The 14,746-nt window shown below is 45.8% G+C and carries 12 protein-coding genes and 1 pseudogene; 4 read left to right on the top strand and 9 right to left on the bottom strand.

Annotated features, from left to right (window positions below; all coding sequences use genetic code 11):
* Window positions 1-3: 3 nt before the first annotated feature.
* From JQX68_RS05650 to JQX68_RS05640, 3 genes are all read right to left on the bottom strand, one after another.
* Window positions 4-1,044, bottom strand: coding sequence for a M42 family metallopeptidase (locus tag JQX68_RS05650; protein ID WP_014663420.1), 1,041 nt, complete (start codon window positions 1,042-1,044; stop codon window positions 4-6).
* Between the two features lie 133 nt (window positions 1,045-1,177).
* The gene (locus JQX68_RS05645) at window positions 1,178-1,342 is read right to left on the bottom strand and encodes a hypothetical protein (protein ID WP_170295641.1); all 165 of its coding nucleotides are present in this window, start codon (window positions 1,340-1,342) and stop codon (window positions 1,178-1,180) included.
* Window positions 1,343-1,456: 114 nt separating this feature from the next.
* Window positions 1,457-2,233 carry a YhfC family intramembrane metalloprotease gene (locus JQX68_RS05640; protein ID WP_040083548.1) on the bottom strand — a complete coding sequence of 259 codons (777 nt, stop codon included), beginning with the start codon at window positions 2,231-2,233 and terminating at the stop codon, window positions 1,457-1,459.
* Window positions 2,234-2,361: 128 nt separating this feature from the next.
* Between JQX68_RS05640 and fabHB the strand changes: the two genes are divergently transcribed.
* Window positions 2,362-3,339 (top strand): beta-ketoacyl-ACP synthase III FabHB, encoded by a 978-nt coding sequence (fabHB, locus tag JQX68_RS05635; protein ID WP_040083549.1) that lies wholly within the window; start codon window positions 2,362-2,364, stop codon window positions 3,337-3,339.
* 42 nt (window positions 3,340-3,381) lie between these two features.
* On the opposite strand, the gene JQX68_RS05630 is transcribed toward fabHB, so the two are convergent.
* The 6 genes from JQX68_RS05630 to JQX68_RS05605 all read right to left on the bottom strand — a co-directional run bounded on the left by JQX68_RS05630 (window position 3,382) and on the right by JQX68_RS05605 (window position 12,263).
* Complete coding sequence (locus JQX68_RS05630) at window positions 3,382-5,709, bottom strand: YhgE/Pip domain-containing protein (RefSeq protein ID WP_205440559.1); 2,328 nt, start codon at window positions 5,707-5,709, stop codon at window positions 3,382-3,384.
* Window positions 5,710-5,779: 70 nt separating this feature from the next.
* Window positions 5,780-6,355: a TetR/AcrR family transcriptional regulator gene (locus JQX68_RS05625; protein ID WP_172641281.1), complete on the bottom strand. Its 576-nt coding sequence runs from the start codon at window positions 6,353-6,355 to the stop codon at window positions 5,780-5,782.
* Window positions 6,356-6,504: 149 nt separating this feature from the next.
* Window positions 6,505-7,917 carry a protoporphyrinogen oxidase gene (gene hemY / locus JQX68_RS05620; protein ID WP_205440558.1) on the bottom strand — a complete coding sequence of 471 codons (1,413 nt, stop codon included), beginning with the start codon at window positions 7,915-7,917 and terminating at the stop codon, window positions 6,505-6,507.
* Between the two features lie 14 nt (window positions 7,918-7,931).
* Window positions 7,932-8,864, bottom strand: coding sequence for a ferrochelatase (hemH, locus tag JQX68_RS05615; RefSeq protein WP_087961158.1), 933 nt, complete (start codon window positions 8,862-8,864; stop codon window positions 7,932-7,934).
* A gap of 71 nt (window positions 8,865-8,935) precedes the next feature.
* Window positions 8,936-9,997 carry a uroporphyrinogen decarboxylase gene (gene hemE, locus JQX68_RS05610; protein ID WP_040083554.1) on the bottom strand — a complete coding sequence of 354 codons (1,062 nt, stop codon included), beginning with the start codon at window positions 9,995-9,997 and terminating at the stop codon, window positions 8,936-8,938.
* Between the two features lie 121 nt (window positions 9,998-10,118).
* Complete coding sequence (locus JQX68_RS05605) at window positions 10,119-12,263, bottom strand: transglycosylase domain-containing protein (RefSeq protein WP_205440557.1); 2,145 nt, start codon at window positions 12,261-12,263, stop codon at window positions 10,119-10,121.
* Window positions 12,264-12,384: 121 nt separating this feature from the next.
* On the opposite strand from JQX68_RS05605, the gene hmoB reads away from it, so the two are divergent.
* The 3 genes and pseudogenes from hmoB to JQX68_RS05590 all read left to right on the top strand — a co-directional run bounded on the left by hmoB (window position 12,385) and on the right by JQX68_RS05590 (window position 14,706).
* Window positions 12,385-12,885, top strand: coding sequence for a heme-degrading oxygenase HmoB (hmoB, locus tag JQX68_RS05600; protein WP_205440556.1), 501 nt, complete (start codon window positions 12,385-12,387; stop codon window positions 12,883-12,885).
* A gap of 43 nt (window positions 12,886-12,928) precedes the next feature.
* Window positions 12,929-13,246, top strand: a pseudogene (locus JQX68_RS05595) (hypothetical protein).
* Between the two features lie 68 nt (window positions 13,247-13,314).
* Window positions 13,315-14,706, top strand: coding sequence for a hypothetical protein (locus JQX68_RS05590; protein WP_147771701.1), 1,392 nt, complete (start codon window positions 13,315-13,317; stop codon window positions 14,704-14,706).
* Window positions 14,707-14,746: the final 40 nt, after the last annotated feature.

Here is a 14,746-nt window from a genome sequence, read left to right as displayed (position 1 = left end):
CCCTTATACCATTTGTGACTGTACATAGTAATACAGAAGCTTAGCGGTATGGCGAAGAGATGATTTATGGGTGCGTTCAAATGCATGGGAAGCGTCAATTCCCGGCCCGATGAGGCCATGCACAATATCATGCCCGGATTTGATTGCTGCTGACGCATCAGACCCGTAGTACGGATAGATATCAAGCTTATAGTCAATATGATGCTTCTCGGCTAATTGAACTAAATGTTTTCTGAGCTGGTAATGATACGGCCCGCTCGCATCCTTCACACAGATTGATACTGAATATTCATCTGTGGCCTGTCCGTCTCCGATAGCTCCCATATCAACCGCCAAATATTCGACCGTTTCAGGAGGAATATTCGAATTTCCGCCGTATCCGATTTCTTCATTATTGGAAATAAGAAAATGGGTTGTATACGGCAGTTCAATGTCTTCTGTTTGAATTTGATGAATTAAGCGGAGCAATAAGGCGACGCTTGCTTTGTCATCCAAATGGCGCGATTTAATAAATCCGCTTGATGTGATTTCGACACGGGGATCAAACGACACAAAGTCTCCGACACCAATGCCAAGCTCCTCCGTATCTTTTCGGCAGTGAACAGGTTCATCTAGGCGGATCTCCATATTCTCTTGATTCCGCTCGGCCTTTCCCGCGTCTTTGTATACGTGCACAGACGTTTGATGCATTAAAATGGTGCCTGTGTACGTTTTTCCTGAGGCGGTTTCAATTTGGCAATACTCCCCCTCAATCGAGTTGTAGCGGAACCCGCCGATTAAGTCGATTTTCAGCCGGCCGTCCGCTTTAATTTCCTTCACCATAGCGCCGAGGGTGTCAACGTGCGCCGTCAGCATGCGATGCCGGGATGTGTCGCGTCCTGGAAGCGTTGCAAGTAAGCCGCCCTTGTGGTTCCGAACCGTTTCTACCTTCCATTCTTTTAAAAGGCTTTCAATATAATTAATTACCTCATATGTATTTCCTGTCGGGCTTGGGATCGATACCAGTTCTTTAATGAGCTCCATCGTTTTACGTACGGACGTCATAGGGCATTCCTCCTTTTATTTTCTACTTAAAATATACTCTTTTACCGAGGGACCCGTCCAATCTTTTCCTATCAATCTCTCATATGCTGTAGAGAGCATGGGAAGAGGAGGGATTTCTATGTGCTGTCGTCATTCACATGAACAGAAATGTCGTTGTCACGATTGGTTCGATGATTTTTGGTTCTTTGACGAGTGGTTCGATAAAGATTTCCACGACCATTGCAAGAAAAAGAAAGAATGCCATGACCCTTGCGAGAAGAAGAAAAAGAAACACCATTGTTTCTCTTGTAAAAAACACAGACATTCTTGCTGTCATTGCTAAAGACTGAATCAGAAATATTCTGATGACCCATGCTTAATGAATATTTCCATTCACATTTTTCCAAGCGGGCTTTGCTGCTGCTTGGACCTTTTATTGAAACAGCCTTTTTGCTTTTACAATCCAATACACTGATAAAGCAGCCATAAAAGCAACAATGATTTCAACAGCAGCGGCATGCTCTACGATTCCTCTTTGATATAAAACCGCCGGGACATTAAACAGTGCATGTAAAAGAATAGAATACAGCAAAAACAGCGGCCGGCGGCTTTTAACCGCGTACAGGACTAGCAGCGACAGCCCGATTTGGACAGCAATGGCGCTGATTCTTTCTATTCCGCCCAGCAGCCATTCATACGAAGGGGTATGCAGCAGCTGCTCCTGTATCGGCAAAAGCGCCTGTTTGACGTCGCCATTGACCAAAAGCTGTTCAAACGTCCCGCTATTGATAGCAAATGCGTATACAATAAGTGAGATAGAGGACAAACCTGTAATCAGGATGGCTTCAAGCCCGCCATGGCCTGCCCCGAAAGCCAGGCCATCCGCCCAAGTATGATGGCGCTTCATAAAAAATCGCATCATCAAATACCTTCCGCACTCCTCAAAAATGCCGGCCATCAAGCAGCCGTAAATGCCATACCACAAAGGATGTTGCATCGCTTCTTTCGTCACTTCATTCACTTGCAGTACATACAGATGAACGCCGCCTTCCAGCAGCTGTGCGAAGACAAAAAACGTAAGAGCGCCAATAAAGAACACTTTAAGCGAGGCGCCATATTTCCGCTTAAACCACACAATCAGCCCGATCGGCAACAGAAACGCAATAGCCCCGGATAACGCCAAAAAGACTACTGCTTCTTGACTGACCATTTTTCAGCCTCCTTTTTCTATTTCATAGCTTCCCTATCCTACACTTCTCTTTTTTTATCAAAAAACCTTCTTTTTAGTACCAGATACTAATATCTAGTGTTATAATCTGATCATAAGGAGTGATTCATATGTCAAAAGCAAAAATTACAGCTATCGGCACATATGCGCCGAGCAGACGCTTAACCAATGCTGATTTAGAAAAGATCGTTGATACATCTGATGAATGGATCGTTCAGCGTACAGGCATGAGAGAACGCCGGATTGCAGATGAACAGCAGTTCACCTCTGATTTATGCATCGAAGCAGTGAAGGACCTCAAGAGCCGCTATAAAGGCACACTTGATGATGTCGATATGATCCTCGTTGCCACAACAACATCCGATTACGCCTTTCCGAGTACGGCATGCCGCGTACAGGAATATTTCGGCTGGGAAAACACCGGCGCGCTGGATATTAATGCGACGTGCGCCGGACTGACATACGGTCTTCATTTGGCAAATGGATTGATCACATCCGGCCTTCATCAAAAAATTCTCGTCATCGCCGGGGAGACATTGTCAAAGGTAACGGATTATACCGATCGAACGACATGCGTTCTGTTCGGCGACGCCGCGGGTGCGCTGTTAGTGGAGCGAGAGGAAGAGGCGCCAGGATTTCTTGCCTCTGTCCAAGGAACAAGCGGGAACGGAGGCGATATTTTGTATCGTGCCGGACTGCGAAATGAAATAAACGGTGTGGAGCTTGCTGGCTCCGGGAAAATGGTCCAAAACGGCCGCGAAGTATATAAATGGGCCGTAAGAACGATCCCTGGCGAATTTGAACGGCTTTTACATAAAGCAGGACTCAGCTCTGATGGTCTCGATTGGTTTGTTCCTCACAGCGCCAACTTGCGCATGATCGAGTCAATTTGTGAAAAAACACCTTTCCCGATTGAAAAAACGCTCACTAGTGTTGAATACTATGGAAACACGTCTTCGGTCTCCATTGTTTTGGCGCTTGATCTCGCAGTGAAAGCAGGGAAGCTGAAAAAAGATCAAACCGTGATGCTTTTCGGATTTGGCGGCGGATTAACCTATACAGGATTGCTTATTAGATGGGGAATGTAACAAAAAAAAGAACTTGTTTCCAAGGAAACAAGTTCTTTTTCTTTATGAAGCCGGCTGTTCTTCCGATGTTTTTTCCTTCCGGCTTAACACTGTAAAGTAGGTAATGCTTAAGATAATCATGACAAGGGCGATGCCGATTAAGACGCCGGCCATCTGCCACATGTAGCCAAAGTCCCCGTTTGAAATGACCGCTCTGAATCCGTTAATGCTGTAGGTCATCGGCAATGCGCCGTGAATGACCTGATAGAAATTCGGAAGCAATTCCAGCGGGAAGGTTCCTCCGCTTGCTCCCAGCTGCAGCACTAAAATAATGACTGCGATAAAACGTCCAGGGTTGCCCATTGTGGTAGCCAAAAATTGAATCATCGCTAGGAAAGCGAGACTTGTAATAATCGTAAACACGTAAAATCTCCACGTGCTCTCTACCTCGAGCCCAATTCCCAATAGAAGAACTGTCGCCACAATCAGCGATTGAATGATTCCAACAAGCATCATGACATTGAATTTGCTGAAGAACCACTCAAAACCGTTTCTCGGACGTCCTGATGCCTCCTTCAGCGGGAAGACAACCGTCAGCATGATGCCGCCGACATATAAGCCCATTGACAGGATATAAGGTGTCAGCCCTGTTCCATAGTTAGGAACGGAATGAATGGCATCATCTTTGGTTTTCACCGGATCCGCAAACATGCCGTATGTTTGATCATCAGCATCGATATCTCCTGTTTGATCTGCCGCATCCTTCAGCTTATTAGACAGCTCCCCTGTGCCGTCCAATAGCTTGCCTAAGCCTGTATCAAGTGATGCAGATCCGTCGGCCAGTTTTGATGATCCGCTTTGGACCTGTTTAGACCCGTCTAACAGCTTAAACAATCCGCCGGATACTTGGCTGCTTCCTGTCACCAATTGCTCTGAGCCCGCTTTTGCTTTTGCGAACTGCTTATTATATTCACCAATGCCGGCTGTCAGTTTAGTTTGGCCATCTGTCACCTGCTGTGACGCATTGTATATTTTCTCAGATCCAGCAGATAATTGGTCAATCGCGTCTTGAGTGGCTTTTGCACCGTTATAAAGCTTAGAGGTAGCTTCCGGCAATGCCTTCACCTGGGCAACCTCCGCTTTCACATCTTCCAATGAGCTTTTTATCGTTGCGATGTCAGGCAGCTGATCAGCTGTAGGAAGTCCACTTAAAATTTCATCAAAATCAGGCGCATCAACTTGCGGAAGCTGCTTTTCAACAGAATTGATCAGCTGGCTTTTTTGCTCCGCTGTTAAGAAATCACTCGAGTTGATGAGATTTTTGAATGCCTGATCACGGTTTTTCAAGCTGTTTTCAAAGTCAGACAGCTGTTTTTTAAATTCCTTCATCGCAGTTTCTGACTTTTCCAGATTGTTCACAGCTGTTTCAAGCTGTGTTAAATCGAGCGCATTTATGAGTTTTTCCGCTTTTGCTACTTTCTCCGACTCTTCTTGCGCTTTACTGTTGAGCTGATCCAGCCCGTTTGTAAGATTAGGCAAGCCCTGCTGCACCTTTTGAAGGCCGGCATTCAATTCATTCAGTTTGCCCGTCAGCTTGCCTGATCCTGCTGCAAGCTGACTAGATTTATCATAAATCTGGTTGCTGCTGTCCTGGAATTTACCGAGCGAGCTGTCAAGTGATTGGATGCCGCTCGTCACCTGAGCCGCTCCATCTGCAAGCTGCGCTGTTTTGTCACTGATGGTAGCGGTGCTTTCCTTCAGCTTCGCCAGATTTTCTTTCAGCTGAGCGCTTCCGTTTTTCGCATCCTTTGTGCCGTCATCAATTTTTTTCGCGCCGCTGCTCGCGTCGCTCAACCCTTTTGCGATATCTTTAAAGTTATCAAAAATAACTTTCGTATATTGCTCGGTCACTTCTTTAGACACAGAGGCTTTCAGTTTATCAATCGCTTTTTCGCCGATCGTTGCCCCTACATAGTTGGAACCGGCATTTGTATGGTATTTCAGATCCAATTTTTTCGGGTTTTTGTCCAACACAGTGCTGGCATTCTTAGAAAAATCCTCAGGAATCTCGACAACTAAATAATATTTTTGATTTAATAAGTCCTTTAACGATTGGTCTAGATCATTGGAAAAATGCCAATCAAAGTTTTTATTATCCTTTAATTCTTTGACCAGATCATCACCGATTTGAAGTTTTTCTCCTTCATACGTTGCGCCCTCATCTTGGTTGACGACTACGACAGGCAGCTGGTCAACTGTGCCGTACGGGTCCCAATAAGCCTTTAAGAATACGCCGCTGTAAATAAGCGGAACAAACAAAATGGCGATGATGGGAATCAATAGTTTTTTACTTGTTACGATGTCTTTCCACTGACTTCGTATTGTGTTCATCCTGATGCCTCCATTCTAAAACTGACTCATCATGAAAAATGGTCATTTTCTTGCAAAGAGAAAGGATTATCTAGTTGGCTGACAATCCATTGACAACATACAATTCAAGCAGTTCCGCAATTGTCTCTTTATCAAGCGGGGGATGTTGTTTTTCCCAATCAAAAATGAGCGCGATATAAAGCTTCAACATCACAAAGGCCGTCAGTTCAGGATCGCAAGGCTTGATTGCGCCGCTTTTAATCCCGTCTTCAATCTTACTTTTGATATAAGACAGTATGGCTCGCTCCATTTTCTGGATCACTTCCTGAACTGCCATTGTACCAATCTCGGCATTTTCTTGGAAAATCTTAATCGTCAGCTGATGTGTTTTCCTGAACTCCAGAATGGCAAACAGCGCTCTGTGCACATTTTCATGGAACGGAAGGTTCGGCTCCATTGCTTCATCCGCTTTTTGCTTCATTTCCTTCAATAAAGTTGTGAAAATCTCGTCAAACAGCTCTTCTTTGTTTTTGAAAAAAGTATAAATGGTTCCCTTCCCCACATTCGCAAGCTTTGCGACAAGGTCCATTGTCGTCGCTTTATACCCGAACTGCGTGAAAGACTTTGTAGCCGCCTTCAAAATGAGCTTTTTTCGATCTATTGACATCGTATATCACCCCAAAACTGACCGTTTGAACATTTTAGTCATTAAGTACATATGCAAATGTATCATAACCTGCTGCTCAATTCAATCATTTTTTTACACAATATTGCCATCGCACAGCACAAAAAAACCTCCCCTTTATGGCGGAGGTTTTAACTGAATAAATAGGTAAGCGCGTCAGACACGGCAGCTTTTCCTTGATCAATGCAGTCGGGTATTCCGACACCTTCAAAAGAAGCGCCTGTCATATAAACACCCGGATATGCGGCTGCCAGTGATTCACGCAGTTCCTTGATGCGCTGCTTATGGCCGACATGATACTGCGGCATGCTTTCATGCCATCGGGTGACACATGTCATTTCCGGTTCGCCGTTTATGTTCATGACTTTCTTTAAGTCTTCTAACACAATGTTGATAATGTCATTATCTGATAGATCGACAATCGATTCGTCTCCGGCTTTTCCGACATATGCCCGAAGCAGCGTTTTGCCTTCCGGCGCTGCGTGCGGCCATTTTTTGTTCGTCCACGTACAGGCTGTGATCGCAAAATCACTGTTTCTTGAAATGACAAAGCCCGTTCCCTCATGCTCCATTTGGACGGCGCCTTCCGGGAAGCCTAAAGCGACGTTTGCCACGGAAGTGGAGTGCATATTTTTCAAATTTGAAATGGCAGGGAGCTCAGAAAGCATTCCCGCAGCCGCTTTATGCGGAGCAGTCACAATTACTGAATCAGCATCAAGTGTGACACCGTTATCCAGTTCAAGCGAGTAGCCAGAGCCGCCACGGCTGAGCTTGGTCACTTTTGTGCCTTTATACACCTTCGTCAGCTTTAATTGCTTTTCGATCTCTTCAACAAGGGTTTGCAATCCGGTTGACAGAGTCTGGAACTGTCCTTGTTTCTTTGCCGTCAGCTGCTGGCCTGAGCCTTGAGGCCTTGTTTTTTTCATGCCGAGAATCAGGCTTCTATGCTTTTGTTCCGTCTGGTAAAACTGCGGGAATGTCGACATCAGGCTGAGCTTATCAATGTCGCCTGCATAGATCCCTGAGAGAAGCGGCTCGATTAAGTTCTCGACCACTTCATCTCCGACACGTCTGCGAAAGAATTCTCCCAATGACTGATCATCCTTTGTTTTGCTTGCAGGCAGGATGAAATCCATAGCAGCTCTCGCCTTACCGGACAAGGAAAACAGACCCGTAGAAACAAACGGCGCAATTTTTGTCGGTATCCCCATTACAGCGCCCTTCGGCATTGGATGCAGGGTGCGGTTTACAAGCACATAGGATTGTCCGGTCGCATTGTTGACAAGTAAATGCTCAAGACCTAAATCTTTAACAAGCTGCGGGGCGCTTTTCTTCCGTTCCAGAAATGAGTCTGGCCCTCTTTCGATGATATAGCCGTCTTTCTTGACAGTCTGGATTTTTCCGCCGACTCTCGGACTTGCCTCAACAAGTGTCAGTTCAAGCGGCAGATTCTTTTCTTTGATTTCTTTTTCCATATAGAAGGCGGCGGCTAAACCGGTAATGCCGCCGCCGATGATGACTACATGTTTTTTTCCGTCACTCATGTTCATCGCCTTCTTTAACGTCCTAATTTTTTTAATACGACTGTTGCCAAAGCATCAATAAACTCAGGCTTGGCATTCGGCATTTCCGGCCGGTAATAGCTTGCGCCGATATCGTCTGTAACCACTTTGCATTCATAATCATTATCATAAAGCACTTCTAAGTGATCCGCGACAAACCCGACAGGAACATATACAAACGCTTGATAGCCTTTTTGTTCAAATAAATGGCGAGTTAAATCCTGAACATCAGGTCCGAGCCATGGATCAGGCGTGTTCCCTTCACTTTGCCAGCCGACAGCATATTCGGAAACGCCTGCGCCTTCAGCAATCAATTTCGCCGATTCATGAAGCTGGTCCGGATAAGGGTCTCCAAATTCTTTGATTTTTTCCGGCAGACTGTGCGCGGATACGATGAGCATCGCATTTTCTCTTTCATCCTCAGGCATTGACGCATATGTTTCCTTCACTCGGTCAACCCAATATTTAACGAACTTCGGTTCATCGTACCAGCTTTCAACAGACGTAATCGTTAAACCGCCGAGTTTTTCAGCCTCTTCTTTGGCACGCTTATTGTAGGACTGAACGCTGAACGTGGAGAAATGCGGCGCCAGCACGATGCTGACTGCTTCTGTAATGCCGTCTTTATGCATCTCTGCTACAGCGTCTTCAATAAACGGCTCGATATGCTTCAGTCCGATATACGCTTTAAACGTGATCTCGTCCTGAATCTCATTCAAGTGCTGTTCCAGATTATGTGCCTGCTCTTCTGTGATTTTCGCAAGCGGTGAAATGCCGCCAATTGCTTCATATCTGTCTTTCAAATCTTGAAGCATTTCAGGTTCAGGCTTTCTGCCTCTTCTGATATGTGTATAATAACGTTCGATATCTTCTTCTTTATAAGGCGTGCCGTACGCCATCACGAGAAGCCCCATTTTCTTTCTACTCACTGTTTACACCCTCTTTAATGATCTGATACAAACATTTTGACAGGATATCATCATGATACCAAAAGATATGCTTAGGAATATTGACCCATTTTCTTGTTTTGTGAATATTTATGGACAAATGCTGTCAGTTTTTTCAAAACCTCAGGACTGACGTCTGGAAATACCCCGTGTCCCAGGTTAAAAATGAAGTTGTCCGATTTCATTCCTTGATCAAGTATTGCCGCCGTTTTCTTCTCAATGACGTCCCATGGCGCAAGCAAAATGGACGGGTCCAGGTTGCCTTGCACTGTTTTGGTGATTCCTTTTGATCTGGCTTCATCAATGCTGAGTCTCCAATCCAGCCCTACAACATCGAGAGGAAGGTCATGCCAGTCACCTGCCAGATGGCTTGCACCAACGCCAAACATGATCAGCGGCACATTCTCCCCGGCAAGCTCTGAAAAGATCCGGTTCATCACAGGTTTGATGTATGTTCTGTAATCTGCCTGATTCAGCGCGCCGACCCACGAATCAAAGATTTGAATCGCTTTTGCGCCTGCTTTAATCTGCGCTTTCACATACACAATGATCATGTCGGCAAGCTTGGACATCAGCAGATTCCATGCATCCGGCATGCTGTACATGAAGGCTTTTGTTTTATTGTAATTTTTAGATGGGCCGCCCTCGATCATATAGCTGGCAAGCGTAAAAGGCGCACCTGAGAAACCGATGAGCGGGACGTTCAGCTGCTCATTGACAAGCAGTTTAATCGTCTCAAGCACGTACGGCACGTCCTGTTCCGGATCAATCTGGCCGAGTTTTTCAATGTCCGCCAGAGACCGGATTGGCTGATCAATCACAGGACCGATCCCGTTTTTGATTTCAACATCCACACCAATTGACGGAAGCGGAGTCATGATATCTTTATATAGGATTGCAGCATCGACTCCGTATTGCTCAACCGGCAGTCTTGTGACATACGCACAAAGTTCGGGCTGATGGGTGATCTCAAACAATCCGTATTTTTCCTTCAGCTTACGATATTCCGGCTGTGAGCGACCTGCTTGTCTCATATACCACACAGGCGTGTGATCCGCTTTTTCTCCCCGCGCAGCTTTTAAAAACGTCTCGTTAAACGTTTCTCGTTTACTCATCTGATTTCCACCTTTCATACTGCAACCATACGTTCGTATTTCTTGACTTATTACACTATACCTTGTTTTAGGCAAATGGTATAGAAATGAAGCTCAAAGTTCAAAAAATCGCCGAATTCCATTAAGAGGAAAACAATTTCGGCTGAACGTAATCGGTTCCTTCCCCTTCTCTTTTTGTCTGTGAATTATAAGGCACAATTTTATATGACGCGCCCGAAAACAAGTTGGCATAAGGGATTTCATAGCTCCCCTTCGCTTCAACCGAATCAAGAAGCGTCTCCTTTCCGTCCTTGTTTACATAAATTCTGTATACAACCCGATCATCCTCTTGGGCATCCCACTTTAATTCAATAGTAAAGAGCCCCGCTGCTTTAAATGTGTAATCGGCTGTAAGTGTTTTGACCGGCTTCAGCTCAATCGGACTTTCCAGTTCTTTGACGTTTTTAGGCTTTGTGAACACAGCACCGGTTTCTCCTGCCTGTGTCAAAATATCCTTAAACAGCCGCGTCGGGTACGAGCTCCCGGATTTTAAATAATGATTTCGGTCCGTTTTGTCATAGCCCATCCAGACTGCCCCGGTTATTTTCGGCGTATAGCCAGCAAACCAGGCGTCCTTTGTCGCGCCGGAGACGCCTGTATAAGTTGTAGAACCTGTTTTTCCCGCCAGGTCGCCGTGATAGGTGCCAGACGTGGCCGTTCCTTTTTTGACTACCTGCTGCAGCATTCTTGTCATATTCCAGGACGTCTGCTTGCTGAATACCCGTTTTCCTTCTCCTTTATGATCGGCTATTGTTTCCCCGTCTTCATCTATTATGCTTGAGATAAAGAACGGTTCAGTATACGTCCCATTCGCGGCAAATGTATGAAATGCGCCGGCAAGCTGAAGCGGTGAAACGCCTTTTTCCAAGCCGCCTAGAGCAAGAGCAAGCCCTTCATCAGGAATATCAATGCCGTTTGCTTTCAAATAAGATTTTCCTGTTTCGACGCCGATCTCATTCAGCGTCCAGACAGCCGGCGCGTTTTTGCTATACGTAATGGCATCAGACATAGTGACTTCGCCCTCATACCGGCTGTCGTAGTTTTTCGGCGTATAATCTCCGTAGGACTGCAACTCATCCTTCAATAGAGAATATGGCTTAAATTTCTTTTCCTGCATCGCCGGTCCGTATACTGCGAGCGGCTTAAATGTGGAACCCGGCTGGCGGACAGCTGTGACACGGTTATATCCTTTGGATGTGTAATCCCTTCCGCCGATGGCCGCTTCTACACCGCCTGTCTTGTTATTAATAAAGACCGCGCTTCCCTCGGCATTCTGATCTGTTCCGGGATAATAGCTTCCCTCTTTCATCACCTGATAAGCCGTCTTCTGCAGCTTCGAATCAAGCGGCACCTTGATCGTGTATCCGCCTTGAAGAAGCTGCTCCCCGGAAATGGAATACTTGTCTTCTGCCTCACTGATCACAAGGTCAATGTAACTGTCAAACCAAGGTGTTTCCGACTGTTTCTTCACGTGCAGCCCAAGCGTCCGGCCCTGCGCGGTGACAGCCTCCTTCGCACTGATATAGCCTTGGTCATTCATCATACCTAGAATTGTATCACGCCGCTCCTTACTTTTATCAGGGTGCAAAATCGGAGAGTACGTAGAAGGCGCCTTTGGAATAGCGGCCAAAACAGCGCCTTCAGATACAGTCAAATCTTTTACTTCTTTATTAAAATAATAGTGGGACGCCGCTTGTATGCCGTAGACCCCGTGTCCGAAGTAAAGCTGGTTCAAATACATTTCAAGCAGCTTGTCCTTGCTGTAATCCCGTTCAAGATTGATCGCAATGATCACTTCTTTTGTTTTTCTTAGAAACGTTTTGTCATGTGTCAAAAAAATATTTTTGGCAAGCTGCTGGGTGATTGTGCTTCCGCCTTCCACCTTTCCGCCTGCTAATATATCGCGGTACACTGCCCTTCCGACAGATTTCGCATCAATGCCGTGATGCTCATAGAATCTTTTATCCTCAACAGCGATAAACGCTTCTCTGACTTGCTTGGGAATCTCATTGATCGAAACCGGCTCGCGATTTTCTGTATACAGGCTTGCAACCTCATCGCCGTTTTGATCAACAATTTTTGAAGAGGCATGAAGTATCAGCTTCTTTTCATCTATGACATAATGGCCGAGAAAAATAATTGAAATATATCCTATTAAAGCGAGAAAAGCAGTTAACACTAAAATAATGATAGGTATAAAAAGTTTCTTTTTCTTTATCTTAAACATGAACTCACCTCGCCTTTCTAAGGGTAGTATGGGAAAAATTGTTTGGAATTATGTTCGAAGCACTCGCCAATAGAAACTTATACCATTGTTTTGATATACTAGCAAGCAGGAGGTGGCTGATATGAAGGTTTATATTACATATGGGACAGCCGATTTTTTAAAAAAGATCGTTGAGAAGCATCCCTCAGAGCGTATCCTTTTGATGCAGGGGCAGGAAAACGCGATTTTGATTCATGAAACAAACGGAGATACCGTTTTCCAGGCACCACATGCTTATGAAGTCATTGACCAAGTCGGAGAGATCAAGCATCCCGGTTTTGCAGTATTGAACAATATTGCCGTCACTCAGGAAGGGAGACCGCTGTTTGAAAACAGATTTAAAAACAGAGCGGGAAAAGTTGAAAATGAGCCTGGCTTTGAAGCAATTCGAGTGCTCCGTCCGCTTGACAGTGACACCTATGTCATTCTGACATTGTGGGAAACGGAAAGTGCCTTTCAAGACTGGCAGCAGTCCGGTTCTTACAAGGAAGCCCACAAAAAACGTGGCACGTCTGCCGGAATTGACACGACGTCGATCTTCTCCCGGCCTTCGTACGTCACCACATATTTCGCTGTCGAATAGCTGCCGGCATGTACGGCAGCTTATTTATTGGGAGGAAAGCATAATGAAGCATACTTGCCCAGTCTGCGGGTTTAAGGGATTGACGGAACCGCCATATGATCATGAAGGCCATCATTCTCATGAAATTTGCCCGTGCTGCGGTTTTCAGTTCGGATTTGACGAGTACGAGATGCAGCACGAGGATGGTTCATATTTAGAACCTGCGGAAAGCATCATCGCCTACAGAAAACAGTGGCTTGCTGAAGGGTGCGTCATTTTTTCTCCTGAATGCTTCCCAAAACATCTGCAAAAAGCGAATAGAGTATTAAGGCATCATCTGATTGAGCAGCTGAAACAGATCAATGTTCATCTTCCATCATAACCCAGCCTTCTGTCCCGGCACCTTCCGCCCGCCTATGAATAATCTGTAGGAAGCGGAAGGAGTGATTAATGATGGAAGTCGGGATTTTGCCTATCCATGTTCTATACGTGTTGTTTATCGGGGCGATTATCCTATTTATGCTGCTGCGGAAAGATACGACCTTTATTTCCTTATTCGGCATTTTTATCATATCGCTATGGGCCAGCCATTCACTTTCAGCTTCTGTCAGCAGCTTGTTCCACAGCTTTATCTATGCGGCCGGCGAACTGCTGCCCACGATTTTCATCATTTGCTTTATCGTTTCGATGAGTGATTTATTAACAAAAACAGGGATAAATGAAGCGATGATTTCTCCCTTTACAAGCCTTGTGAAAGGGCCCGTGACTGCCTACTGGCTGATTGGAGGCCTGATGTTCGCCATTTCTCTCTTCTTCTGGCCTTCTCCGGGTGTCGCTTTGATCGGCGCCGTCCTGCTCCCGGCAGCCGCACGCGCCGGTTTGACGCCTCTTGCAGCAGCCATGGCCATGAACTTATTCGGACATGGTTTTGCCTTGTCAGGAGACTTTGTCATTCAGGCGGCGCCAAAGCTGACTGCGGATGCAGCAGGCATTCCAGTGGGTGATGTCGTCTCGGCCAGCATTCCGCTTGTGCTGATTATGGGTGTGACAACAACAACCGCTGCCTTTATCATGATTCAGCGCGAGAACAGAAAACAGGAGCATCCCGCTTCTTTTTCCCCCGTTTTTTCCGGCGAACAAGACAACTCACTGTACTTGCCAAAACGCATGCGGTCCATTCTGGCTTTTTTGATTCCGCTTGTCTTTCTTGCTGATATTGCCTGCATGCTCTTGTTTAACCTGCAGGGAAATGATGCAACCGCGTTAATTGGCGGGTCTGCGATTTGTATCCTCCTAACCGTTCATTTTCTCGTGTATAAGCATAAAGGGCTTGAAAAAATCACCGGCTATTTTATTGACGGGTTTAAGTTCGGTTTTAAGGTTTTCGGCCCTGTCATCCCGATTGCCGCTTTCTTTTATCTTGGGGACTCGGGCTATGAAAGCATAATAGGCGCTTCACTCCCTAAAGGTTCCCACGGCATTGTCAACGATCTCGGCATTGCTTTATCCCATATGATGCCTATGTCAAAGGAGCTTGCCGCCGCTGCATTAACTGCCGCTGGAGCCATAACAGGCCTCGACGGCTCCGGATTTTCAGGCATTTCTCTCGCCGGCTCCATTGCAAAGCTCTTTTCGTCCGCTCTCCATGCCGACCCCGCCGTCCTGACCGCACTCGGACAAATCTCCGCCATTTGGGTGGGCGGAGGCACACTTGTCCCATGGGCGTTGATTCCCGCTGCGGCCATTTGCAAAGTTGATCCATTTGAATTAGCCAGAAAAAACTTCATTCCCGTCGCGATTGGCCTTTTCGTGACAACAATCGCAGCCGTGATGATGCTTTAAAACAGCGTAAGTTGAAGTTTTCAGAATTTTCCTATACAAT

Source organism: Bacillus sp. LJBS06 (assembly GCF_016924995.1).
GTDB classification, from domain to species: domain Bacteria; phylum Bacillota; class Bacilli; order Bacillales; family Bacillaceae; genus Bacillus; species Bacillus stercoris.
Note: the sequence above shows the minus strand (reverse complement) of the source record. Positions and strands in the feature narration are given on the sequence as shown.